Origin of the sequence: Cellulosimicrobium sp. ES-005 (genome assembly GCF_040448685.1) — a bacterium.
Taxonomy (GTDB): Bacteria; Actinomycetota; Actinomycetes; order Actinomycetales; family Cellulomonadaceae; genus Cellulosimicrobium; species Cellulosimicrobium cellulans_G.
The window spans coordinates 2,062,657-2,085,014 of sequence record NZ_CP159290.1 but is presented as its reverse complement, the minus strand read 5'-3'; the positions used below and the strand labels follow the sequence as shown (position 1 = coordinate 2,085,014).

Annotated in this window: 23 protein-coding genes and 1 riboswitch; of the genes, 19 read left to right on the top strand and 4 right to left on the bottom strand. The window is 74.7% G+C overall.

Going from position 1 to position 22,358, the window contains the following annotated elements; genetic code table 11:
* Positions 1 to 5: 5 nt before the first annotated feature.
* A complete protein-coding gene (locus ABRQ22_RS09125; protein ID WP_353709298.1) occupies positions 6 to 611 on the bottom strand; it encodes an N-acetyltransferase family protein in 606 nt (201 codons plus the stop codon).
* Between the two features lie 52 nt (positions 612 to 663).
* Here ABRQ22_RS09125 and rpe point away from each other — a divergent pair, with 52 nt between their 5' ends.
* The 8 genes from rpe to ABRQ22_RS09085 all read left to right on the top strand — a co-directional run bounded on the left by rpe (position 664) and on the right by ABRQ22_RS09085 (position 7,342).
* Positions 664 to 1,332 carry a ribulose-phosphate 3-epimerase gene (gene rpe / locus ABRQ22_RS09120; protein WP_353709297.1) on the top strand — a complete coding sequence of 223 codons (669 nt, stop codon included), beginning with the start codon at positions 664 to 666 and terminating at the stop codon, positions 1,330 to 1,332.
* Between the two features lie 213 nt (positions 1,333 to 1,545).
* A riboswitch (FMN riboswitch) is annotated at positions 1,546 to 1,671 on the top strand.
* A gap of 158 nt (positions 1,672 to 1,829) precedes the next feature.
* Positions 1,830 to 2,954: a bifunctional diaminohydroxyphosphoribosylaminopyrimidine deaminase/5-amino-6-(5-phosphoribosylamino)uracil reductase RibD gene (ribD, locus tag ABRQ22_RS09115; RefSeq protein ID WP_353709296.1), complete on the top strand. Its 1,125-nt coding sequence runs from the start codon at positions 1,830 to 1,832 to the stop codon at positions 2,952 to 2,954.
* The gene (locus ABRQ22_RS09110) at positions 2,954 to 3,589 is read left to right on the top strand and encodes a riboflavin synthase (RefSeq protein WP_353709295.1); all 636 of its coding nucleotides are present in this window, start codon (positions 2,954 to 2,956) and stop codon (positions 3,587 to 3,589) included. Before ribD ends, ABRQ22_RS09110 begins: the two co-directional genes overlap by 1 nt.
* A gap of 53 nt (positions 3,590 to 3,642) precedes the next feature.
* Positions 3,643 to 5,022 carry a 3,4-dihydroxy-2-butanone-4-phosphate synthase gene (ribB, locus tag ABRQ22_RS09105; RefSeq protein ID WP_353709530.1) on the top strand — a complete coding sequence of 460 codons (1,380 nt, stop codon included), beginning with the start codon at positions 3,643 to 3,645 and terminating at the stop codon, positions 5,020 to 5,022.
* The gene (gene ribH / locus ABRQ22_RS09100) at positions 5,019 to 5,486 is read left to right on the top strand and encodes a 6,7-dimethyl-8-ribityllumazine synthase (RefSeq protein WP_253049397.1); all 468 of its coding nucleotides are present in this window, start codon (positions 5,019 to 5,021) and stop codon (positions 5,484 to 5,486) included. Before ribB ends, ribH begins: the two co-directional genes overlap by 4 nt.
* 73 nt (positions 5,487 to 5,559) lie before the next feature.
* Entirely contained in the window at positions 5,560 to 5,823 is a 264-nt protein-coding gene (locus ABRQ22_RS09095) for a phosphoribosyl-ATP diphosphatase (RefSeq protein ID WP_024839663.1), read from the top strand.
* A gap of 109 nt (positions 5,824 to 5,932) precedes the next feature.
* Positions 5,933 to 6,787 carry an ATP phosphoribosyltransferase gene (gene hisG, locus ABRQ22_RS09090; RefSeq protein ID WP_253049399.1) on the top strand — a complete coding sequence of 285 codons (855 nt, stop codon included), beginning with the start codon at positions 5,933 to 5,935 and terminating at the stop codon, positions 6,785 to 6,787.
* A gap of 60 nt (positions 6,788 to 6,847) precedes the next feature.
* The gene (locus ABRQ22_RS09085) at positions 6,848 to 7,342 is read left to right on the top strand and encodes a PH domain-containing protein (RefSeq protein WP_253049401.1); all 495 of its coding nucleotides are present in this window, start codon (positions 6,848 to 6,850) and stop codon (positions 7,340 to 7,342) included.
* A 95-nt stretch (positions 7,343 to 7,437) separates the two neighbouring features.
* Here the strand turns inward: ABRQ22_RS09085 and ABRQ22_RS09080 are convergent, their stop codons facing one another.
* A complete protein-coding gene (locus ABRQ22_RS09080; RefSeq protein ID WP_353709294.1) occupies positions 7,438 to 9,348 on the bottom strand; it encodes a DEAD/DEAH box helicase in 1,911 nt (636 codons plus the stop codon).
* A gap of 400 nt (positions 9,349 to 9,748) precedes the next feature.
* On the opposite strand from ABRQ22_RS09080, the gene ABRQ22_RS09075 reads away from it, so the two are divergent.
* The 11 genes from ABRQ22_RS09075 (at position 9,749) to ABRQ22_RS09025 (ending at position 20,626) form a co-directional block, all read left to right on the top strand.
* Complete coding sequence (locus tag ABRQ22_RS09075) at positions 9,749 to 10,375, top strand: CDP-alcohol phosphatidyltransferase family protein (RefSeq protein ID WP_253050704.1); 627 nt, start codon at positions 9,749 to 9,751, stop codon at positions 10,373 to 10,375.
* On the top strand, positions 10,372 to 11,343 hold the full coding sequence (locus ABRQ22_RS09070) for a DUF881 domain-containing protein (RefSeq protein ID WP_353709293.1): 972 nt from the start codon (positions 10,372 to 10,374) through the stop codon (positions 11,341 to 11,343). Before ABRQ22_RS09075 ends, ABRQ22_RS09070 begins: the two co-directional genes overlap by 4 nt.
* Complete coding sequence (locus ABRQ22_RS09065; RefSeq protein ID WP_021483549.1) at positions 11,340 to 11,672, top strand: small basic family protein; 333 nt, start codon at positions 11,340 to 11,342, stop codon at positions 11,670 to 11,672. The genes ABRQ22_RS09070 and ABRQ22_RS09065 overlap by 4 nt, the downstream gene beginning before the upstream one ends.
* On the top strand, positions 11,669 to 13,051 hold the full coding sequence (locus tag ABRQ22_RS09060; protein WP_353709292.1) for a DUF881 domain-containing protein: 1,383 nt from the start codon (positions 11,669 to 11,671) through the stop codon (positions 13,049 to 13,051). Before ABRQ22_RS09065 ends, ABRQ22_RS09060 begins: the two co-directional genes overlap by 4 nt.
* A 177-nt stretch (positions 13,052 to 13,228) precedes the next feature.
* A complete protein-coding gene (locus ABRQ22_RS09055) occupies positions 13,229 to 13,711 on the top strand; it encodes an FHA domain-containing protein (RefSeq protein WP_047234767.1) in 483 nt (160 codons plus the stop codon).
* A complete protein-coding gene (locus ABRQ22_RS09050; protein WP_353709291.1) occupies positions 13,708 to 14,469 on the top strand; it encodes a MerR family transcriptional regulator in 762 nt (253 codons plus the stop codon). Before ABRQ22_RS09055 ends, ABRQ22_RS09050 begins: the two co-directional genes overlap by 4 nt.
* 109 nt (positions 14,470 to 14,578) lie before the next feature.
* Positions 14,579 to 15,052 (top strand): bifunctional nuclease family protein, encoded by a 474-nt coding sequence (locus tag ABRQ22_RS09045; protein WP_024839673.1) that lies wholly within the window; start codon positions 14,579 to 14,581, stop codon positions 15,050 to 15,052.
* 212 nt (positions 15,053 to 15,264) lie between these two features.
* Complete coding sequence (locus tag ABRQ22_RS09040; RefSeq protein ID WP_253049411.1) at positions 15,265 to 15,855, top strand: MerR family transcriptional regulator; 591 nt, start codon at positions 15,265 to 15,267, stop codon at positions 15,853 to 15,855.
* A gap of 196 nt (positions 15,856 to 16,051) precedes the next feature.
* A complete protein-coding gene (locus tag ABRQ22_RS09035) occupies positions 16,052 to 19,450 on the top strand; it encodes a pyruvate carboxylase (RefSeq protein WP_353709290.1) in 3,399 nt (1,132 codons plus the stop codon).
* 79 nt (positions 19,451 to 19,529) lie between these two features.
* Positions 19,530 to 20,366 carry an MBL fold metallo-hydrolase gene (locus ABRQ22_RS09030; RefSeq protein WP_353709289.1) on the top strand — a complete coding sequence of 279 codons (837 nt, stop codon included), beginning with the start codon at positions 19,530 to 19,532 and terminating at the stop codon, positions 20,364 to 20,366.
* Positions 20,363 to 20,626, top strand: a complete 264-nt coding sequence (locus ABRQ22_RS09025; protein WP_253049417.1) for a DUF2510 domain-containing protein — start codon at positions 20,363 to 20,365, stop codon at positions 20,624 to 20,626. The genes ABRQ22_RS09030 and ABRQ22_RS09025 overlap by 4 nt, the downstream gene beginning before the upstream one ends.
* A 59-nt stretch (positions 20,627 to 20,685) precedes the next feature.
* On the opposite strand, the gene ABRQ22_RS09020 is transcribed toward ABRQ22_RS09025, so the two are convergent.
* Together ABRQ22_RS09020 and ABRQ22_RS09015 are read right to left on the bottom strand one after the other, a co-directional pair.
* Complete coding sequence (locus ABRQ22_RS09020) at positions 20,686 to 21,939, bottom strand: phospholipase D-like domain-containing protein (RefSeq protein ID WP_353709288.1); 1,254 nt, start codon at positions 21,937 to 21,939, stop codon at positions 20,686 to 20,688.
* 102 nt (positions 21,940 to 22,041) lie between these two features.
* The gene (locus ABRQ22_RS09015; protein WP_277515497.1) at positions 22,042 to 22,311 is read right to left on the bottom strand and encodes a Rho termination factor N-terminal domain-containing protein; all 270 of its coding nucleotides are present in this window, start codon (positions 22,309 to 22,311) and stop codon (positions 22,042 to 22,044) included.
* Positions 22,312 to 22,358 lie beyond the last annotated feature (47 nt).

Genomic DNA, 22,358 nt, shown 5'->3' with positions numbered 1-22,358 from the left:
CCGGGTCAGAGGGAGCGCTGGAGCAGGATCGTGTCGACCCAGCGGCCGTGCTTGAAGCCGACGGCGGTGAGGCGGCCGGTCTCGACGAAGCCGAAGCGCCGGTGGAGGGGGAGCGAGCCCGCCGCCTCGGGGACGTCGGCGACGACCGAGACGACCTGCCGGACGCCTGCGGAGACGCACGCGTCGAGCAGCGCGCCCAGCAGCGCGGTGCCGATCCCGTGCCCGGTGTGGTCGGGGTCGAGGTAGATCGTGTCCTCGGCGGTGTGTCGGTACGCGGGCTTCGGGCGCCATGCGGACGCGTAGGCGTAGCCAGCGACCACCGGGTGGCCCGTGCCGTCCGGACCTGGCGGCCCGTCGACCTCGGCGACGAGGAACGGCAGGCCGCGAGCGGTGACGTCGTCGAGCTTGCGCTCCCACGCGGGGACGTCCCAGACCTCCTCCTCGAACGTCACGCACGTGTCGCGGACGAAGGGCGCGGCGATCGCGGCGACGCGGCCGAGGTCGGCCCGCGTGGCGGCGCGCACCCGGACGCCCGCGGGGACCGGTGTCGGCCCTGTCGGCCCTGTCGGCGCAGGTGGGCGTCGGGTGCCGGGGGAGGGGAGGCTGCTCACGGGACGAGCCTACGAGCGTCGGGGGCGGGCGGAGGCACCCTAGGCTGGAGCCATGGCAGCCCTCATCGCACCGAGCATCCTGTCCGCCGACTTCGCGAACCTCGAGCGCGACCTGAACGCCATCTCGACGGCGGACTACGCGCACGTCGACGTCATGGACAACCACTTCGTGCCGAACCTCACGCTCGGGCTGCCGGTGTTCGAGCGCCTGGCGCAGGTGTCGCCGGTGCCGATCGACGCGCACCTCATGATCGAGGACCCGGACCGCTGGGCGCCGGCGTACGCGGAGGCGGGTGCCGCGTCGGTGACGTTCCACGCCGAGGCCGCTGCCGCCCCTGTGCGGCTCGCACGCGAGCTCCGGCGCCTCGGGTCCCGTGCAGGCCTCGCGCTGCGCCCTGCGACGCCCGTGGAGCCCTTCCTGGACCTCCTGGCGGAGGTCGACATGATCCTCGTCATGACGGTCGAGCCGGGCTTCGGCGGGCAGTCGTTCATCGAAGGGACCCTCCCGAAGATCCGACGGGCGCGCGAGGCCGTGAGTGAGTCCGGGCTGGACGTGTGGATCCAGGTCGACGGGGGAGTGTCGCGCACGACCATCGAGCGGGCGGCCGACGCGGGGGCCAACGTCTTCGTCGCCGGGTCGGCGGTGTACGGGGCGGAGAGCGTGCCGGGTGAGATCCAGGCGCTGCGCGAGCTGGCGGAGGCGTCGGCGCACGCACACTGACGACCGGCCGAGAGGGAGCCCGCACTTCGGGCTCCCTCTCTCGTAGCGACAAAAATAGTGTGCCAAGCGGTCATGACGACCCCGACCTACCGAGGCCGGTCACCACACAGCACGGAGGGGAGGGGTCGTTCGGTCACGTCTGCTCGGCAGGCGGACAGGCGGGCCCCGGGGAATGCGCGAGTAGCATGCTCGGTTGGAAGCAGCAGTACGCACGAACGTGCTCCGGGGTCGGTGCAATTCCGAGCCGGCGGTGACAGTCCGCGACCCGCGCCCACGCGCGGTTGACCTGGTGGAACTCCAGGACCGACGGTGACAGTCCGGATGGGAGGAAGCACGTGCGGCGCGGCCACGCCTGGGCGTGGTGCTCCGGCGACCCGTCGGAGCACCCGTCCGTGACGGCGACGGCCTCGCCGTGGTGAGCGACGCCGTCGGGCCCGTCCAGGCCTGACCCCGCCGCCCGCCCTCACCCCGGAGCACGCGTGCCCGGGAGGAGGACGATGGGCGAGCACCCCAGGACCCTGACGATCGACGCCGCGATGACGCGCGCGCTCGAGCTCGCGGGACGCGGACCCGCGCACGGACCCAACCCCCGGGTCGGCTGCGTCCTGCTGGGGCCCGCCCCGCACGGCCCTGCCCTGCCCGACGGCGCCGCGCCCGACTCGGTGGACCCGCACCCGCGGCCGGTCCTCGCCGAGGGATACCACACAGGTGCGGGGACGCCGCACGCCGAGGCCGCCGCCCTCGCGGACGCCCGGGCGCGCGGCGTCGACGTCACCGGCGCGACCGCCGTCGTGACGCTCGAGCCGTGCGCCCACACCGGCCGCACGGGGCCGTGCGCGGACGCGCTCGTGGCCGCGGGGGTGGCCGAGGTCGTGCACGCCGTCGACGACCCGAACCCCGTGGCGACGGGTGGTGCGCACCGCCTGCGCGCGGCCGGGGTGCGCGTCGTGCGCGGCCTGCGCGCCGCCGAGGGCGAGGAGCTCCTCCGGGTGTGGCTGACGTCCGTGCGACGCGGTACGCCGTACGTGACGCTCAAGACGGCGACGACGCTCGACGGGTACGTCGCGGCCGAGGACGGCACGAGCCGCTGGATCACCGGGCCGGCGGCCCGCGAGCACGCGCACCGCGTGCGCGCCGAGGTCGACGCGATCGTCGTCGGCACGGGCACGCTCCTCACGGACGACCCGGCGCTCACCGCACGGGTGCGCACGCACGACGCCGCGAGCGCCGAGGCCCTCGCGGCGCACCAGCCCCTGCGGGTCGTCGTCGGGCTGCGGGGGATCCCGCCGGCGGCGCGCGTGCGCGGGGAGGGCGGCGAGCTGCTGCACCTGCTGACGCGCGACGTCGGGCACGTGCTGGAACGGCTCGGGGAGCGCGAGGTGCGGCACGTGCTCGTGGAGGGCGGCCCGACGCTCGCGACGGCATTCCTCGCGGCGGGCGTGGTGGACGAGCTGCACGCGTACGTGGCCCCGGTGCTGCTGGGGAGCGGTCGGCGGGTCGTGGACGGGCTGGGCGTGGCGACGATCGCCGACGCGCACCGGTTCCGCACGGTCGAGGTGAGGCGGGTCGGGGACGACGCGCTGGTGGTGTCCAGGACGAGCACGGAAGGACGGGTCGGCTGATGTTCACGGGGATCGTGGAGGAGATCGGGAAGGTTCGGGACGTCGGGTTCCCGGGCGGCGAGGGAGCGGATGCGGTGCTCACGGTGGAGGGGCCGCTCGCCACGTCGGACGCGGCGCCGGGGGACTCGATCGCGGTCAACGGGGTGTGCCTGACGGTGACGGGCCTGGGCGGCGACGGGTCGTTCACGGCGGACGTGATGCCGGAGTCGCTGCGCCGGACCGCCCTGGGCGACCTCGTGGCGGGCTCGCCGGTGAACCTGGAGCGTGCGGTGCGGGCGGACGCGCGGCTGGGGGGTCACGTGGTGCAGGGTCACGTGGACGGTGTGGGGACGCTGGTGAGCCGCGACCCGGGCGAGCGCTGGGACGACCTGGTGTTCTCGGCGCCTGCGGGCTTGACGCGATACGTCGCGGAGAAGGGCTCGATCGCGGTGAGCGGGGTGTCGCTGACGGTGACGCGGGTGGACGGCGGGACGTTCGGCGTCTCCCTCATCCCGACGACGCTCGAGGCGACGATCCTCGGCGGGCTCGTCCCGGGCGACCGGGTGAACCTCGAGGTGGACGTGCTCGCGAAGTACGTCGAGCGCCTGCTCCAGTCGGGCTCCGGTGCCGGCACCACCTCCGGGAGCGCGTCGTGACGGGCGGACGCGCGCCGTCCGCGAGCGCCGCCGTGCCGGAGGGGTCGGGGGGCGTGCGCCTGGGGTCGGTCGAGGAGGCGCTGGCGGAGATCCGGGCGGGGCGGCCGGTGCTGGTGGCGGACTCGCCGGACCGGGAGAACGAGGCGGACGTGGTGTTCGCGGCGCAGGGGGTGTCGGCGGAGTGGGTGGCGTGGACGATCCGGCACTCGTCGGGGTACCTGTGCGCGCCGATGCCGGCGTCGCGGGCGGACGCGCTGGAGCTGCCGTTGATGGTGCCGCACAGCCAGGATCCGCGGCGCACGGCGTACACGGTGACGGTGGACGCGGCGACGGGGGTGACGACGGGGATCTCGGCGGAGGACCGGGCGCGGACGTTGCGGGTGCTGGCGGATCCGGCGTCGGGTCCGGTGGACCTGATCCGGCCGGGTCACGTGCTGCCGTTGCGGGCGGTGCCGGGGGGTGTGCTGCACCGTGCGGGGCACACGGAGGCGGCGGTGGACCTGGTGCGCCTGGCGGGGAGGGGCGAGGTCGGGGGCATCGCGGAGCTGGTGCACGACGACGGGACGATGATGCGGCTGGGGGACGCGGCGGCCCTGGCGGAGCGTGACGGGCTGGTGCTCCTCACGATCGCGGACCTGGTGGCGTGGCGGCGCGTGCACGACCCGGCACCGGCGGCGGCTGTGGAGGTGCCGGACCGTGAGGCGCTGGCGCGGCGGGTGCACCGGACCGCCTCGGCGGAGCTTCCGACGGCGCACGGCCGGTTCCGGGTGGTGGGGTACCGGGACCTGCGGACGGGGGCGGAGCACGTCGCTCTCGTTCCTGCGGTCGCCCCGGCCGGCTCGGTAGACCGCGGTGAGGCCGGTGCGGAGGCCGCGAGCGCCGTGGGGCCGGAGGTGGTGCCGGTGGTGCGGGTGCACTCGGAGTGCCTGACGGGGGACGCGTTCGGGTCGTTGCGGTGCGACTGCGGTCCGCAGCTGCAGGCGGCGATGGGGCGGGTCGCGGCGGAGGGCGGTGCGGTGGTGTACCTGCGGGGGCACGAGGGGCGTGGCATCGGGTTGCTGGCGAAGATCGGGGCGTACGAGCTGCAGGACGCGGGTCTGGACACGGTGCAGGCGAACCTGGAGCTGGGGTGGCCCGTGGACCGCAGGGAGTACGGGGCGGCGGCGGCGATCCTGGCGGACCTGGGGCTGTCGCGGGTGCGGTTGCTGACGAACAACCCGGCGAAGGTGACGGGGCTGGTGGCCTCGGGCATCGACGTGGTGGGGACGGAGCGGATCGAGGTGGGTCACGGTGAGCACAACCGGGCGTACCTGGTGACGAAGAAGGTGGCGATGGGTCATCTGCTGGACACGGTGGCGGTCCCGGACGGGGCTGCCCGGGGAGGGCCGGACGACGGGTCCGGTGCCGAGGAGTCGAAGGAGGACGAGGGATGAGCGGGGCAGGTGCGCCGTCGATCAGCGTGGACGGGTCGGGGCTGCGGGTGACGGTGGTCGCGGCGAGCTGGCACACGGAGGTGATGGACGGGTTGCTGGCGGGTGCGCGCCGGGCGTTGGCGGCGGCGAACGTGTCGCACGTGAGCGTGGTGCGGGTGCCGGGGTCGTTCGAGCTGCCGGTGGCGGCGGCGCGCGCGGTGGAGCACGGCGCGGACGCGGTGGTGGCGCTGGGGGTGGTGATCCGTGGGGGGACGCCGCACTTCGAGTACGTGTGCCAGGCGGCGACGTCGGGTCTGACGGACGTGAGCGTGCGGACGGGGGTGCCGGTGGGGTTCGGCGTGCTGACGTGCGACGACGAGCAGCAGGCTCTGGACCGGGCGGGGCTGGAGGGGTCGCGCGAGGACAAGGGTGCGGAGGCCGCGGAGGCGGCGGTCGCGACGGTGGTGGCGCTGCGCGACCTGTGACGGACCGGGTCGGGGCGTGCCCGCTGGGCGGACCGCGCCCCGGCCCTGCCCGGGCGGCGGATACCCTGGGCGCGTGAAGACGTTCGAGTCCCTGTTCGCGGAGCTGTCCGAGAAGGCCACGACGCGACCTGCCGGTTCCGGCACGGTCGCGGAGCTGGACGCCGGCGTGCACGCGATCGGGAAGAAGGTGGTCGAGGAGGCCGCCGAGGTGTGGATGGCCGCCGAGTACGAGGGCGACGTGAAGACGGCGGAGGAGATCTCCCAGCTCCTCTACCACCTGCAGGTCCTCATGCTGGCGAAGGGTCTGAGCCTGCAGGACGTGTACGAGCATCTGTGAGCGGCCGTGCCGGTGAGCGTCCCCGCTCCCGGCCGCGAGCGCCGCTCGCCCCTCGCACGTCCCTGCTGTTCCCCGCTCCTTGCCCGATCCCCTGAACGAAGGTCCTGTCATGCTGCGTATCGCCGTCCCCAACAAGGGGTCCCTGTCCGAGCCCGCCGTCGAGATGCTGCGCGAGGCGGGGTACCGCCAGCGTCGTGACTCGCGCGAGCTGGTGCTGGCCGACCCGGACAACGATGTCGAGTTCTTCTTCCTGCGCCCGCGCGACATCGCCGTGTACGTGGGGTCGGGCACGGTCGACGTGGGGATCACGGGCCGCGACCTGCTGCTGGACTCGGGCGCGGACGCGGTGGAGCACATGCAGCTCGGGTTCGGGGGGTCGACGTTCCGGTACGCGGCCCCGGCGGGCACGGTGACGTCGCTGGAGCAGGTGCAGGGGCTGCGCGTCGCGACGTCGTACGAGGTGCTGGTCGAGGGGCACCTGCGCTCGCACGGGGTGGAGGCCACGGTCGTGCACCTGGACGGCGCGGTGGAGTCGGCGGTGCAGCTCGGGGTGGCGGACGTCGTCGCGGACGTCGTCTCGACGGGCACGACGCTGCGGGGCGCGGGCCTGGAGGTGTTCGGCGACCCGATCCTCGTGTCGGAGGCGGTGCTGATCCGTCCGCGCGCGGTCGCGGAGGCGGACGTCCCGGCGGGGGTGGAGGTGCTGAGCCGGCGCCTGCAGGGCGTGCTCACGGCGCGCCAGTACGTCCTCATGGACTACGACGTGCCGGTGTCGCTCGTGGAGCGTGCGGTCGCGATCACGCCGGGCCTGGAGTCGCCGACGGTGTCGCCGCTGCACGACCGCGACTGGGCGGCGGTGCGGGCGATGGTGCGTCGCGACCAGACGAACCAGGTCATGGACGCCCTGTACGACGTGGGTGCGCGTGCGATCCTCGTCACCCGGATCCACGCGTCCCGCCTCTGACACCGCTCGCCCCGGGGCGCGGCGCCGGTGGGCGTCGTGCGGGTGTGAGACGGTGGCGGCATGAGCACCGACCCGTTCCCTGATCCTGGCCTGCCGGGGGAGCGCCACGACGACCCCTACCGGCCGTTCCGGCCCCGGTTCGGCCTGGTGTCGGCGTGGGCGACGGGTGTCGTCGTGGTCGGCGGGTGCGTCGTCGTCGGGCTGTCGGCGACGGGCCCGCTCGGCACGTCGTGGGTGAACCGCCTCTCGCTGGCCGCGTTCGCCCTGTTCGCGGCGTGGCTGCTGTGGCGCCTGGGGGGCGTGCACGCTGTCCCGACGCGCGAGGGGCTGCGGGTGCGCAACGTCATCTACACGCGTGAGCTCGAGTGGGCGCAGGTCGTGTCCGTCCGGTTCGGCTCCGGCGACGCGTGGGTGCGCCTGGACCTCGCGGACGGGTCGACGCTCGCCGTCATGGGGATCCAACGGGCCGACGGCGCGCGCGGGGACGCGGAGGCGCGCCGCCTGGCGGCACTGGTCCAGGCGCACGGCGAGGCGCACGAGGGCCCGCGGACCTGACGCGCGACGGCACAGGGGCAGAACACGGACGGCCCCGGATCCAGCGGATCCGGGGCCGTCCCTCTGCTCGCGTCGCCGACGGCGACGCGGGTGCGTCAGTACGCCGTGCGATGACGGGGCTTGCGCTCGCCCCGGTCGTCGGCGCGGTCGAAGCGGTCGCGACGCTCGTCGCGACGGCCCGACGGGCCGTGACCGCCGCGCGGGCCGCGCGAGGCGGGCGCGCCCTCGTCCACGCGGATGCGCAGCGCCTTCCCGGCGACCCGGGCACGGGAGATGCGGTCCATGGTCTCCGCGTCGAGCGGCGCGGTGATGTCCACGAGGGAGAACGACGGGAAGATGTCGATCTTGCCGACGTCCGACCCGGCCAGGCCGGCCTCGTTCGTCAGCGCGCCGACGATCCCGCCGGGCATCACGCCGTCCTTGTGGCCCACGGACAGGCGGTAGCGGGTCCCGACGGCGTCGCGGCGGATGCCGCGCGTGCCGTCGCCCTCGCGGCGGCCCGACGCGCGCTCGCCGCGCGGGCGCTCGCCCGTGCGCTCGGTGCGGCGTGCCTTCGCCTGCTCGCGCGCGGCGGCGCGCTCGGCCTCGAACCGCTCCTGCTCCTCGCGGGCGCGGGGGCCGTCGTCGCCGACCGCGAGCGCCGCCATGGCCGCCGCGAGGTCGACCGGGTCGACGTCGTGCTCGGCGAGGAAGGTGCGCACCATGTCGGCGTACATGGACAGGCGGCCGGCCTCCTGGCGGGCCGGGACCTGGCCGAGGAGGGTGCGGACCTTGTGCGCGGACACGTCCGCGGGGGAGGGGATCTCGATCTCCTGCAGCGGGGTGCGGGTCGTGCGCTCGATGGCGCGCAGACGGCCCCGCTCGTGCGGGGTGACGAAGCTCAGGGCCTCGCCGGTGCGTCCGGCACGGCCGGTGCGGCCGATGCGGTGCACGTACGCCTCGGGCTCGCCCGGCAGGTCGAAGTTCACGACGAGGCCGATGCGGTCCACGTCGAGGCCGCGCGCGGCGACGTCGGTCGCGACGAGGACGTCGAGCGCGCCGGAGCGCAGGCGCTCGACGATCTTCTCGCGCTCCTTCTGCGCGACGTCGCCCGAGATGGTGGCGGCGGAGATGCCGCGCTCGACGAGCGCGGACCCGACCTCCTCGGCGGCGCCGCGCGTGCGGGTGAACACGATCGCGGCCTCGGCGTCGGAGGTGGCGAGGACGCGCACGAGCGAGCCGGTCTTGTGCCGGAACGGGACGACGGCGTACGTCTGGCGCACGCTCGTCACCGTGGAGGACTGGCGGGCGACGGCGATCTCGACCGGGTCGGTGAGGTGCTCGTTCGCGACGCGGCGGATCGGGGCGGGCATCGTCGCGGAGAAGAGGGCGACCTGACGCTCGCGCGGGGCGCGGGAGAAGATCGTGTCGACGTCCTCCGCGAAGCCCATGCGCAGCATCTCGTCGGCCTCGTCGAGGACGAGGAAGCGCACGTCGTCGAGCACGAGGGTGCCGCGCTCGATGTGGTCGATGACGCGCCCGGGCGTGCCGACGACGACCTGCGCGCCGGCCGCGAGCGCCCGCTGCTGCGGCTGGTAGGGCGAGCCGCCGTACACGGCGACGACGTCGACCTTGGGCAGGTGGGTCGCGAACGACTCGACGGCGTCGGCGACCTGCATGGCCAGCTCGCGCGTCGGGGTCAGGACGACGGCCTGCACGCGGCGCAGGGACGGGTCGATCGCGGCGAGCAGCGGGAGGCCGAACGCGGCGGTCTTGCCGGTGCCGGTCTGCGCGACGCCGGTGATGTCGCGGCCGGCGAGGAGCGCCGGGATGGCCTCGGCCTGGATCGCGGACGGGGTGACGAAGCCGAGGTCGGCGACGGCGCGCTCGAGGGGAGCGGGCAGGCCGAGGTCGGCGAAGACGGGACCGGCGGGAGCGGCCGGCTCGGGGCGCGTGCGCTCCGCGCGCTCGGGGGCGTCGGCGGACTGGTCGAGGGCGTGCGAGGGCGCGAGGACGTCAGCAGTCATGAAGGGGTGAGGACCGTTCGTTTCGGGGTGTGGAGTGGCGTGCGGTCACCAGGACGGTTCTCGCAGGTCGCACTCCCGAACACACCAGGCCGGCCACCAGGACGATCAGGGACGATCGAGGGGGACGGCCGCTCTCACGGACACACGCGGGACGAGCGACGAACTCCAGAGGTGTGCCCATCCTACCGGAGGTCGCGGCGGGCTCGCGGGCCGGCCCCGGTGACCTCCCTCACCGCGGCCGCCACCCGGTCGCCGGGCACGACGGACGAAACGGGTGATTTCCGCCCGCCGCGGGCGCCGCGCCGCGAAATGAGGGCCCGGGTGCGCGGGCCCGGTACGTAGGATGGTCCGCGCGCGGCAGGTCGCCGCGACGGCGCGACGTGAGCACGGGGCGGTGGGTGTGTCAGCAGGGCAGCAGGTCAGCTCCCGCGTCCTGACCGTCCCGAACGTCATCAGCCTCCTCCGGCTGCTCCTCGTGCCCGTGTTCGCGGTCCTCATCGTGCGCGGCGACGACGTGTGGGCGCTGGTCGTGCTCGCGGTGTCGGGGGCGTCGGACTGGCTCGACGGCGTCCTCGCGCGGCGCCTGGACCAGGTGAGCCGCCTCGGGCAGATGCTCGACCCGGCCGCGGACCGGCTCTTCATCCTCGTCACCCTCCTGGGGCTCGCGTGGCGCGACGTCGTGCCCGTGTGGCTCGTCGTGGTCATCGTGGGACGCGACCTGCTCCTCGCCGGTCTCCTGCCGCTGCTGGCGCGCCACGGGTACGGGCCCCTGCCGGTGAGCTTCGCGGGCAAGGCCGGGACGTTCGCGCTGCTGTACGCGTTCCCGCTCCTGCTCCTGGCCGAGATGCCGGGCTGGCTGGGCGACGTCGCCGCGGTCACCGGGTGGGCGTTCACCTGGTGGGGCGTGGGGCTGTACTGGCTCGCGGGCGCGCAGTACGTGCTGCAGACCCGTTCGCTCGTGGTCCGCGACCGGGCGGCCGCCGCGGAGGGCGACGAGACCGGCACGACGACGCGGGAGGCGCCGTGAGCGAGAACCGTCAGGACCCGGGTGGCGCCGCGCGCCGCGCCCCCGTCGACGCGTCGATGACGCTCCTCAACGAGGTCATGCACCGCCCGCTCGACCCCGGGTACGCGGACGCCGCGGCGCGCCGGGCCGCCGGGCGGGCGCCGCACCGTGGTCGCACCGGCACGTTGGTCCTCGTCGCCCTCGCGGTCGCGCTCGGAGTCGTGACGACGGCGGCGGCCGTCGAGCTGCGCGCCCCGCAACCGGGCGTCATCGCGGCGCGCGAGACCCTGGAGCAGGAGATCCTCGACCGGCAGGGCGCCGCGGAGGAGCTCGCCGCCCGCGGGGCGGAGCTGTCCGCGGAGATCGAGCAGCTCCAGGGCGCGGCGCTCAGCGGCGCGAGCGCCGACGTGCTGCAGGGACTCCAGGCGGAGGGCGCGCTGACCGGCACGCAGGCGGTCGAGGGCCAGGGCGTCGTCGTCACGCTCGACGACACGAGCGGCGGCCTGTCCTCCGACACCGTGGACTCGAGCTCGCTCGTGCACGACTCCGACCTGCAGCGCGTCGTCAACGCGCTCTGGGCCGGCGGCGCGGAGGCGGTCGCGATCAACGACCAGCGACTCACCGGGCTCTCGGCGATCCGCTCCGCCGGGGACGCGGTGCTCGTCGACCTGCAGCCCCTCGTCGGCCCGTACCGGGTCGAGGCGATCGGGGACCCGGACTCCCTGCGCACCTCGCTCCTGCGCTCCGGCACGTCGGACTACCTGCAGATCCTGGGCACCCAGTACGGCATCCGGTCGAGCGTGACGACGCAGAGCCGCCTCGACCTGCCCGGCCGGCCCGCGCCCACGCTGTTCTTCGCGAAGGCCCCGGCGGCGACCGTAGACTCCGACACGCCCGCCGGGAGCACCGACGGCACGACGGACGGCACGACCGACGGGTTCGGGACGGGCCCGGAACCGCACGAGACAGGGCAGGAGATCGTCGAATGATCGCAGTCGTCGGACTGGTGGTGGGCATCGTCGCGGGCCTCGTCCTGCAACCCACCGTGCCCGTGTCGCTGCAGCCCTACCTGCCGATCGCCGTCGTGGCCGCGCTCGACGCGCTGTTCGGGGGCCTGCGGGCCCGGCTCGACGGGCTGTTCGACGACAAGGTCTTCCTCGTCTCGTTCCTCTCGAACGTCGTCGTCGCCGCCCTCATCGTCTTCCTCGGCGACCAGCTCGGCGTCGGGAGCCAGCTCTCCACCGCCGTCGTCGTCGTGCTCGGCATCCGCATCTTCTCCAACGCCGCCGCGATCCGGCGCCACATCTTCAAGGCGTGAGCGTGACCCGCGACCCCCAGGACCCGCGCGACGCGGCCACCGACGACGTGACGCCGGACCCCGCCCCGGACGACGCCCACGAGACCACGGACCCGACCGCCCGGCGGACCGCCGGCGACGCCGCGACCGCCCGGCCGTCCCCCGCGGACCCGGACGAGGGCGCCGTCGAGGCGGACAGCGAGCCCGAGCGTCAGCCCGAGGGCCAGGAAGAGCCCGCCGCCGCGCACGCGGGCACCGGCGATGCGGTCGACGGCGCGCCGGACGCGACCGGCGTCGAGGACGACGCCCCGACCGACGGTCCCGCGCGCGAGCCCGACGCCGCTAGCGGGGCAGCGGACCGGGACACCGACCAGGACGACGCGATCGGCGACGACTCCTCGGTCGACGACGAGCGCGGCGAGCCCTCGACCCCCGTGACGGGCGAGGAGCCCGAGGACGACCCGACCGGCACCGCACCGCCGGAGAACAGCGACGAGGACCCGGAGACCCCGGACCGCGCCCCCTTCGCCGCGGCCGACGCACCGCACCCCGCCCCGCCGCACGACGACACGACCACCGGCGGCTCCGCCAGCACCGACGCGTCGTCGCCGGCGGAGCCGCCCGCGACGACCGGGACGATCGGCGCCGTGGGCCGCCACGGCGCCCCCACCCGGCCGGAACCGCGGGGCCTGCGCGGGCTCGGCCGCGCGCTGCGCCCCCGCGCGTCCCGGTCCCAGATCGTCGTCGGCGTCCTGTGCGCGCTCCTCGGCTTCGCGCTCGTGGTCCAGGTGAGCCAGACGCAGGAGGACCAGCTCTCGTCCCTGCGCCAGAGCGACCTCGTGCGCCTGCTCGACGACGTGACGCAGCGTTCCGGCGAGCTCGAGGACCAGGTCTCCTCGCTCGAGTCGACGCGCGACGAGCTGCAGTCGGGGACCGGGCGCGAGCGCGCGGCGCTCGAGCTCGCCGAGCAGCAGGCCGAGACGCTCGGCATCCTGTCCGGTCGGCTCCCCGCGGAGGGCCCGGGCGTCGAGATCGAGGTCGTCGAGGGCGCGGAGGCGCTCGACGCGTTCTCGCTCTTCAACGTGCTCGAGGAGCTGCGCAACGCGGGCGCGGAGGCGATGGAGGTCAACGGGGTCCGTCTCGTGGCGAGCAGCTACTTCGAGGACTCTGCCGAGGGCGTCGTCGTCGACGGGCAGACGATCTCCTCGCCGTACCGGTGGAACGTGATCGGCGACCCGTCCACGCTCGAGACGGCCCTCGAGATCCCCGGCGGCGCGATGGCGTCGCTGCGCGCCGACGGTGCGCGCACGACGATCACCCAGCAGGACCGGGTCGAGGTCGCCGCGACCGTCGAGCCCGCTGCGCCGCAGTACGCCACCCCGGTCCCGGCCGACGAGTGACCGCGGCTTCCCGCATCCCCGCAGGCCGGGGTAGGTTGGGACGACCGTGGGTCGCGCGCACCGCGTGACCTGCGGGTGTAGTAGTTTTCGAGCACGATTCCCGCGCGGCGGGGCCACGGCCCCGCGGTGCGGTGTTCCGAGGTCGAGCACGACGTGCGTGAGCCCCGAGGAGGCGAGATGAGTGTCCCAGGCGGTCCTGAGGTGCCGAACCGGGCGGGTAGCGACACGACGGTCAGCTTCGGCCGGATCGAGGCCCCGATCGAGGAGGGCGTGCAGCCCGGCGGCCTGAGCCCCGAGGAGCACGCCGCGGTCGCGGCCCTGCCGCGCCACTCCGCCCTGCTCATCATGCAGCGCGGTCCCGGGCAGGGGTCCCGCTTCCTCCTGGACGCCGAGCGCACCGTCGCCGGCCGGTCGGAGCGCGCGGACATCTTCCTCGACGACGTCACCGTCTCGCGCAAGCACGCCGAGTTCGTGCGCGAGGGCGAGCACTTCCTCGTGCGCGACGTCGGGTCGCTCAACGGCACGTACGTGAACCGCAGCCGCATCGACGCCGTCGCGCTCTCGACGGGCGACGAGGTGCAGATCGGCAAGTACCGGCTCACGTTCCACGCCAGCCCGCACGCGGGGGCACCGGCGGGCGGCACGGCCCCCCGGTCGTGAACGCCTCGACGGGCGCGGCGCACGCCACGGTCCCCGAGCCCCCCGACGGCACGGAGCCGTGGCCGCAGGGCATCTCGCGCCGCGCGACCATGCGCATCTCCGACGTGCTGCGCGCGCTGCGGGCCGAGTTCCCGAACGTCAGCCACTCCAAGCTGCGCTTCCTCGAGGAGCAGGGCCTCATCGAGCCCGTGCGCACCGCGTCGGGCTACCGCCAGTACAGCCCCGCGGACGTCGAGCGGCTGCGGTTCGTGCTCGTCGAGCAGCGCGACCGGTACCTGCCGCTCAAGGTCATCAAGGAGCGCCTCGCCGCGCTCGACGCCGGCACCGAGGTCGAGGTCCTCGCCCCGCGCCTGGCGACGAACGACGGCGAACCCGGCTCGGCGACCGTCCGCCAGCGGTACACGGTGGACGCGCTCGTGTCCGCGGCGGGGGTGGAGCGCGACCTCGTCGAGGGGCTCATCGAGGCCGGCGTGCTGCGCCAGGCGCCCGGAGGCCAGCTCGACGCGCGCTCGCTCGACGTGGTCGTGCTGGCCGCCGGCCTGTCGGAGTACGGCATCGAGCCGCGGCACCTGCGCTCCCTGCGCACCGCCGCCGACCGGCACGTGAGCCTCGTGCACCAGGTCGTCTCCCCGTGGCGCGGGCAGCAGAGCGCGTCCGCCCGCGCCCACGCCGGCACCGTGGCCTCGGAGGTCGGGGAGCTGTGCGCGCAGCTGCACACGGTGTTCGTGCGCCAGGGGATCGACGACCTCACGCGCTGACCGTCGCACCGGTTCCCCGGTCCCGCGAGGCACCCGGACGAGACGGGCCTCAACCCCTGCCGGATGACGGAGGGCGACGTACCGTGGAGTGGTGAGCGACGACGTCCCGATGGTCCCCGTCGAGGTGCTGGGGGTCCGTCAGCAGCAGCGCGACCAGGAGATCGTGGTGCTGCTGCTCGACGACGCGTCCGAGCTCGTCGTGCCGATCGTCATCGGACCACGGGAGGCGAGCGCGATCGCCATGGCGCAGGCAGGCCTGCCGACACCGCGGCCCATGACCCACGACCTGCTGCGGGACCTCCTCGACGCCGTCGGGGTGCGCCTGGAGCGGGCGGAGATCGTCGCGCTCGACGGCGGCATCTTCTTCGCCGAGCTGGTCCTGAGCAACGGGGTCCGGCTCGACTCGCGCGCCTCGGACGCCATCGCCGTCGCGGTGCGCACCGGGAGCCCGGTGCTGTGCTCGGCGGAGGTCGTCGCGACGGCGGGGGTCGAGGTCGTCGACGTCGCGCAGCAGGAGGAGGTCGAGAAGTTCCGCGACTTCCTGGACCACGTCCAGCCGGAGGACTTCTCGGTGGACGAGTAGAGGGCGGTCCGCGCGGGACGGGCCGACCGTCGGGCGAGGACCAGCCCTCCGGACACAACGGACAAGGCAGACGTTCGACCTCAGGTCGAGGGTTGGGCGGCCGGACCGCCGGACGTGCGGGCGCGACACGCCCGCACGCTCGGGTCGTCGGTCGTTGACGACCCCCGACGGCGCCCATAGCGTGGTCGTGGACATCACCCCAGGAGGCGACAGTGAACAGCAGCGGTGAGGCGAGCGTCGGTGCCGGCGCGGCAGTTCCCCACGGTGCGCAGGGCCTCCTCTTCGGGGAGGACATCACCGAGCAGGACACCACGACCGGCTACCGCGGCCCGACCGCGTGCCGCGCCGCAGGCATCACCTACCGCCAGCTCGACTACTGGGCCCGCACCGGGCTGGTCGAGCCCACCGTGCGACCCGCCTCGGGGTCGGGCTCCCACCGCCTGTACAGCTTCCGGGACATCCTCGTCCTCAAGGTCGTCAAGCGGCTCCTGGACACCGGGGTCTCGCTGCAGCAGATCCGCACGGCGGTCGAGCACCTGCGCGAGCGCGGCGTCGACGACCTCGCGCAGATCACCCTCATGAGCGACGGGGCGAGCGTGTACGAGTGCACGTCCCCCGACGAGGTCGTGGACCTCGTCCAGGGTGGTCAGGGCGTCTTCGGCATCGCGGTCGGGCGCGTGTGGCGCGAGGTCGAGGGCACGCTCGCCGAGCTGCCCACCGAGTCGCTCGACGACGAGGACGACACGACGGCGAGCCCGCAGGACGAGCTCGCGCAGCGCCGTCGGGCCCGCTCCGCCGGCTGACGACCGCGAGCGCCGCCGGCTCCTGAGGCGGGCGGGGAACACCGGGCCCGCCGAGGCCGGACGCCGTGACACCCGGCTGTGGAGCACGTCACAGTCGGTGCGACGGCCTGCCCCGTGGGGCCGTGGGAGGATCGCCCGGTACGCGGCGCGTCACGCTCTCCCCGGCAGCGCCGCACGGTCGACGGATGGAGTGCCGGTGTTCTCGAAGGTCCTGGTCGCCAACCGCGCGGAGATCGCCGTCAGGGCGTTCCGCGCCGCCTACGAGCTGGGGGCCCGCACCGTCGCGGTGTTCCCGCAGGAGGACCGCAACTCCGAGCACCGGCTCAAGGCCGACGAGGCGTACCTCATCGGGGAGCCCGGTCACCCGGTGCGTGCGTACCTCGACATCGAGGAGATCGTGCGCGTCGCGCGCGAGGCGGGGGCGGACGCGGTCTACCCGGGGTACGGGTTCCTCTCGGAGAACCCCGACCTGGCGCGCGCGTGCGCGGATGCCGGGCTGACGTTCGTCGGTCCGCCGCCGGAGGTGCTCGAGCTCGCGGGCAACAAGGTGCGCGCGCTCAAGGCCGCGCGCGAGGCCGGGCTGCCGGTGCTCGCGTCGAGCGAGCCGTCGTCGGACGTCGACGAGCTCGTCGCGGAGGCGGACGCGATCGGGTTCCCCGTGTTCGTCAAGGCGGTCGCCGGCGGCGGCGGTCGCGGGATGCGCCGCGTGGACACGCGGGAGGACCTGCCCGAGTCGCTGGCTGCCGCGATGCGCGAGGCCGACGGCGCGTTCGGTGACCCGACGGTGTTCCTGGAGCAGGCGGTGCTGCGCCCGCGGCACATCGAGGTGCAGATCCTCGCCGACGGCGCAGGGAACGTCGTGCACCTGTACGAGCGGGACTGCTCGCTGCAGCGCCGGCACCAGAAGGTCGTCGAGATCGCGCCGGCGCCCAACCTCGACCCGGCGGTCCGGGACGCGCTGTGCGCGGACGCGGTGAAGTTCGCCCGGCACATCGGGTACCAGAACGCGGGCACGGTCGAGTTCCTCGTGGACACCGTGGGGGAGCGCGCCGGGCAGCACGTGTTCATCGAGATGAACCCGCGCATCCAGGTAGAGCACACCGTGACCGAGGAGGTCACCGACGTCGATCTCGTCTCGGCGCAGATGCGCATCGCGTCGGGGGAGACGCTGGAGGACCTGGGCATCCGGCAGGAGGACGTGCGCGTCAACGGCGCCGCCCTGCAGACCCGCATCACGACGGAGGACCCGGCGAACGGGTTTCGTCCCGACACGGGCCGCATCATCGCCTACCGCTCCCCGGGCGGGGCGGGGGTGCGGCTCGACGGCGCGACGGCGACGGCCGGGTCCGTCGTGTCGGGCCACTTCGACTCGATGCTCGTCAAGCTGACGTGCCGCGGCCGTGACTTCCCGACGGCGGTGCGGCGCGCGCGGCGGGCCCTCGCCGAGTTCCGCATCCGCGGCATCCGCACCAACATCCCGTTCCTGCAGGCCGTGCTCGCGGACCCGGAGTTCGTCGCGGGCAACGTCGCGACGTCGTTCATCGACGAGCGGCCCGAGCTGCTGGCCGCGCGCGAGAGCGCCGACCGGGGCACGCGCCTGCTCGCGTACGTGGGGGACACGACGGTCAACCGCCCGCACGGCGAGCCGCGGCGCACGACGGACCCCGCGACGAAGCTGCCCGCGGTCGACCTGTCGGTCGCGCCGCCGCCCGGGACGCGCCAGCAGCTCCTCGAGCTGGGCCCCGAGGGCTTCGCGCGCGCCCTGCGGGGCGAGCAGCGGCTGCGGGTCACGGACACCACGTTCCGCGACGCCCACCAGTCCCTGCTCGCGACGCGCGTGCGCACGCACGACCTGGCCGCCGTCGCGCCGTACGTGGCGCGGGCGACGCCGCAGCTGTGGTCGGTCGAGGCGTGGGGCGGGGCGACGTACGACGTCGCGCTGCGGTTCCTCGGCGAGGACCCGTGGGAGCGGCTCGCGACGCTGCGCGAGGCGATGCCGAACCTCGCGATCCAGATGCTCCTGCGCGGCCGCAACACGGTCGGGTACACGCCGTACCCGACGCGCGTCACCGAGGCGTTCGTCGCGGAGGCCGCGGCGACGGGCATCGACGTGTTCCGCATCTTCGACGCGCTCAACGACGTCGACCAGATGCGGCCCGCGATCGAGGCGGTGCGCGCCACGGGCACGACCGTCGCGGAGGTCGCGCTGTGCTACACGGGCAACCTGCTGGACCCGGCCGAGGACCTGTACACGCTCGACTACTACCTGCGCCTCGCGGACCGCATCGTCGGCGCCGGCGCGCACGTGCTCGCGATCAAGGACATGGCGGGGCTGCTGCGCCCCGCGGCGGCGACGCGCCTCGTGACCGCGCTGCGCGAGCGCTTCGACCTGCCGGTGCACCTGCACACGCACGACACGTCCGGCGGTCAGATGGCCACGCTGCTCGCCGCGGCGGCCGCGGGCGTGGACGCGGTGGACGCCGCGAGCGCCGCCATGGCGGGCACGACGAGCCAGCCGTCGCTGTCGGCGCTCGTCGCGGGCCTGGAGCACACCGAGCGGGACACGGGCCTGTCGCTGACCGCCGTCGCGGACCTGGAGCCGTACTGGGAGGCGGTGCGTCGCGTCTACGCGCCGTTCGAGTCGGGGCTGCCCGGGCCGACGGGGCGCGTGTACGAGCACGAGATCCCGGGCGGGCAGCTGTCGAACCTGCGCCAGCAGGCGATCGCGCTGGGCCTGGGGGACAAGTTCGAGCAGATCGAGGCGATGTACGCCGCGGCGGACCGCATCCTGGGGCGCCTGGTGAAGGTGACGCCGTCGTCGAAGGTCGTGGGCGACCTCGCGCTGCACCTCGTGGCGGCGGGCGCGGACCCGGCGGAGTTCGCGGCCTACCCGCAGGCGTTCGACATCCCGGACTCGGTGATCGGGTTCCTCGGCGGCGAGCTCGGCGACCCGCCCGGGGGTTGGCCCGAGCCGTTCCGCTCGCGCGCGCTCGCCGGACGTGCCGCGCGCGGCGGCGTGACCCCGCTCTCGTCGGAGGACGAGGCCGAGCTCGCGCAGGCCGGGGAGGTGCGGCGCCGGCGGCTGAACCACCTGCTGTTCGCGGGCCCGACCAAGGAGTTCGAGCAGGTGCGCCTGGCGTACGGCGACGTGTCCGTGCTCGACACCCCCACGTACCTGTACGGGCTCGAGCCCGGCCAGGAGGTCGCGGTCGCGCTCGGCAAGGGCGTGCGCCTGCTCGTGGGGCTCGAGGCGATCGGGACGCCCGACGAGCGGGGCATGCGCACGGTGATGTTCACCCTCAACGGTCAGCTGCGCCCGATCCAGGTGCGCGACCGTGCGGTCGACGTCGACGCGCGCACGGCGGAGAAGGCGGACCCGTCGCAGCCCGGGCAGGTCGCGGCGCCGTTCGCGGGCGCGGTGACGCCGGTCGTCGTGGCCGGTGACGTCGTCGAGGCGGGGCAGACGGTCGCCACGGTCGAGGCGATGAAGATGGAGGCCGCGATCACGACGCCCGTCGCGGGCACGGTCCAGCGCGTCGCGATCGGGGCGGTGCAGCAGCTCGAGGGCGGCGACCTGGTCCTCGTCGTGGGCTGAGCGGTGGGCGCTCTCGTGATCGGGGTGGCAGCCTGAGGCGACGGCCGTCGCGCCGGGCAGGGTGAGCTGAGGAGGATCCATGCGAGTCACGTTCCACGGCCACGCGTGCGTGTCGGTGCGCCACGGCGGGCAGGTCGTCGTGATCGACCCGGGCACGTTCAGTGACGCGGCGACCGCGCTGCGCGACGCCGACACGGTGCTCGTCACGCACCAGCACCCGGACCACGTCGACGCGGCCGCGCTCGGCGCCGCCCTCGCCGCGCGGCCCGGGCTCGTGGTGTGGGGGCCCGAGGCGGTCGTCGCCGCGCTGCGGCCGTCGCTGCCGGAGGGCGCGTCGGCGCGCGTGGTCGTGCCGGGTGACGGGCTGGACCTCGGCGGGCTGGAGGTCGTGGTCGGCGGCGGGCAGCACGCGGTGATCCACCGTGACGTGCCCCGGATCGCGAACGTGACGTACCTCGTCCGCGGGGACGGCGCGACGCTCCTGCACCCGGGCGACTCGTTCGACGCGCCCGACGACGCCGCGCTCGAGGGAAGGCGGCTCGACGTGCTCCTCGCACCGGTGGCCGCGCCGTGGCTCAAGCTCGCCGAGACGATCGACTTCGTGCGCGGGCTCGACCCGCGCGTCGTCGTCCCGATCCACGACGCCCTGCTCTCGGCGGCCGGGCACGGCCTCGTCGACCGTCTGCTCGGCGAGCAGCGCACCGGCGGGACCTACGCGTACCGGCCCCTCGCGCCCGGCGAGGCGCTCGACGTCGCCGCGGGGAGCCTGGACGGGACCGCGGACGCCGCGGCGCGGGCCCTGCGCGACGAGCACCCCGAGTACGGGGAGGTGACCCTGCTCGAGGCCGACGAGACCGTGCCCCCGCGCCCCGAGGAGGAGGCGGCCGACGTCGCCCGCGCGGAGACCGGCCGGTGAGCGGCCCCCCGGTGCCAGGCTGGTATCCGGACCCGTGGGGCGTGCGAGCCGAGCGGTGGTTCGACGGGCGCGCGTGGACGCCGCACGTCCGGGACCGTCCCGCGGGCGCGGGCGGCCCTCGCACGATGCACCCCGGGGCGATCGTCGCGATCGTGCTGGGCGTGCTCCTCGCCCTCGCGGTCGTCGCCGCCGTCGTGGTGTTCTTCGTCCTCATGGTGCAGGGCGTCGTCTGCGGCGAGGCTCCCCACTACTGCGACTGACGCGGCGCTGGTCCCGCGCCGGGCCCGGTCGGGACTCGTGACCCGTGCGGGCCCGCGCGTCAGAGCAGCGGACGCAGGGGCGTCAGGACGACCTCGCTGAGCTTCGCCGCCACCGAGCGGGAGTCCCACTCGGCGAGCGTCAGCTCGCGCGAGTTCGACAGGTCGACCTCGAACACCTTCTCCATCTGCTCGGCCACCCCGGGGTCGGTGATCTCGAGGTTCACCTCGTAGTTGCCCGTCAGGGAGAGCCGGTCGATGTTCGCCGTCCCGATCGTCGTCCACGCGCCGTCGATCGTCGCCGTCTTCGCGTGCACCATCGCGTCCCGGTACAGGTGGATGCGCACCCCGCCCTTGAGCAGCGCCGTGTACAGGCCGCGCGAGAGCCAGTCGGCGAGCACGTGGTTGGAGCGCTCGGGCACCAGCACGCGGACGTCGACCCCGCGGGCGGCGGCGGCGAGGAGCGCCGCGAGGATCTCCCGGTCGGGGATGAAATATGCCTGCGTGATGTAGACGTGCGAGCTCGCGCGGTCGATCGCGTCGAGGTAGATGCCGCGGATCGGGAAGACGAGGTGCGCGGGTGCGTTGCGCGCCGCGCGCAGGCGCGGCTCCCAGTGCACCGACCCCGGGTCCGCGAGGAGCGGCTGGCCGGGCTTGCGGTTCGCGTTCCAGAAGTCGACGAACGCGTTGCGCAGCTCCCACGCGCTCGGCCCCACGAGGCGCACGTGCGTGTCCCGCCACTGCGTCGCGTACAGGGCTCCGAGGTTGTACCCGCCGACGAAAGCGATCTCGTCGTCGACCACGAGGATCTTGCGGTGGTCCCGGCCCGACTTGCGCACGTTGAGCATGAGCACGCCCGGGCGGAACACCGGGTAGCGGATCACGTGGATCGGCTCCGGCAGGTCGAAGAACGACTGCGGGACGACGAGGTTGGCGAACCCGTCGTAGACGACGAACACCTCGACGCCGCGGTCGCTCGCCTCGACCAGCGCCTGCTTGAACTCCTCGCCGAGCGCGTCGGCCTTCCAGATGTACGTCTCCAGCAGGATGCGGCGCTGCGCCTCGCGGATCGCCCCGAGCATCTCCCGGTACACGTCCTCGCCGTACGTGAAGACCGTGGTCGTGGTGCCCGCGACCTCCACGTCGGCGGGGGAGGAGCGGGGGAACGACGCCTCGGTCGTGTTGCGACGCTTGCGGATCGCGTCGGCGGTGACGAGCACGCCTGCCACCGTGACGGGCGCCGCGACGGCGACCACGAGCGCACGGGAGAGCAGACGGCGGGCGGTGCGCAGGGCGGAGTCGGCGGACAGGTGCACGGACTCACCGTAGCGGGCGCGCCTCCCGGCGCGACCCGAGGGCGTGCGCGCCGCGGGTGAGATCTCGCACCCCCACCGCCGCCGGGGTCGACGAGCGTCCGGTCAGTGGGAGCGCAGGGCCTTGATCAGCTCGGCCTTGCGCATCGAGGAGCGGCCCTCGATGCCGATCTCCGCGGCGCGCTTGCGCAGCTTCTCGACCGTCCAGTCGTCGTAGTCGCCGGCCTTGCCGCCCTTGCGGCCGACGCTCCGGCGGGACGAGCCCGCCGCGGCGTTCGCGATGCGCGCCGCCTTCTCCTTCGAGTCGCCCTCGTCCCGCAGCTTCTCGTACAGCTCGGGGTCCTTCACGCTGGGTCCCGGGTCGCGCTTCGGCACGGCGTCCTCCCTCGTCTCGGCCCGGCCGCATCGGGGCGCGGCCGGTC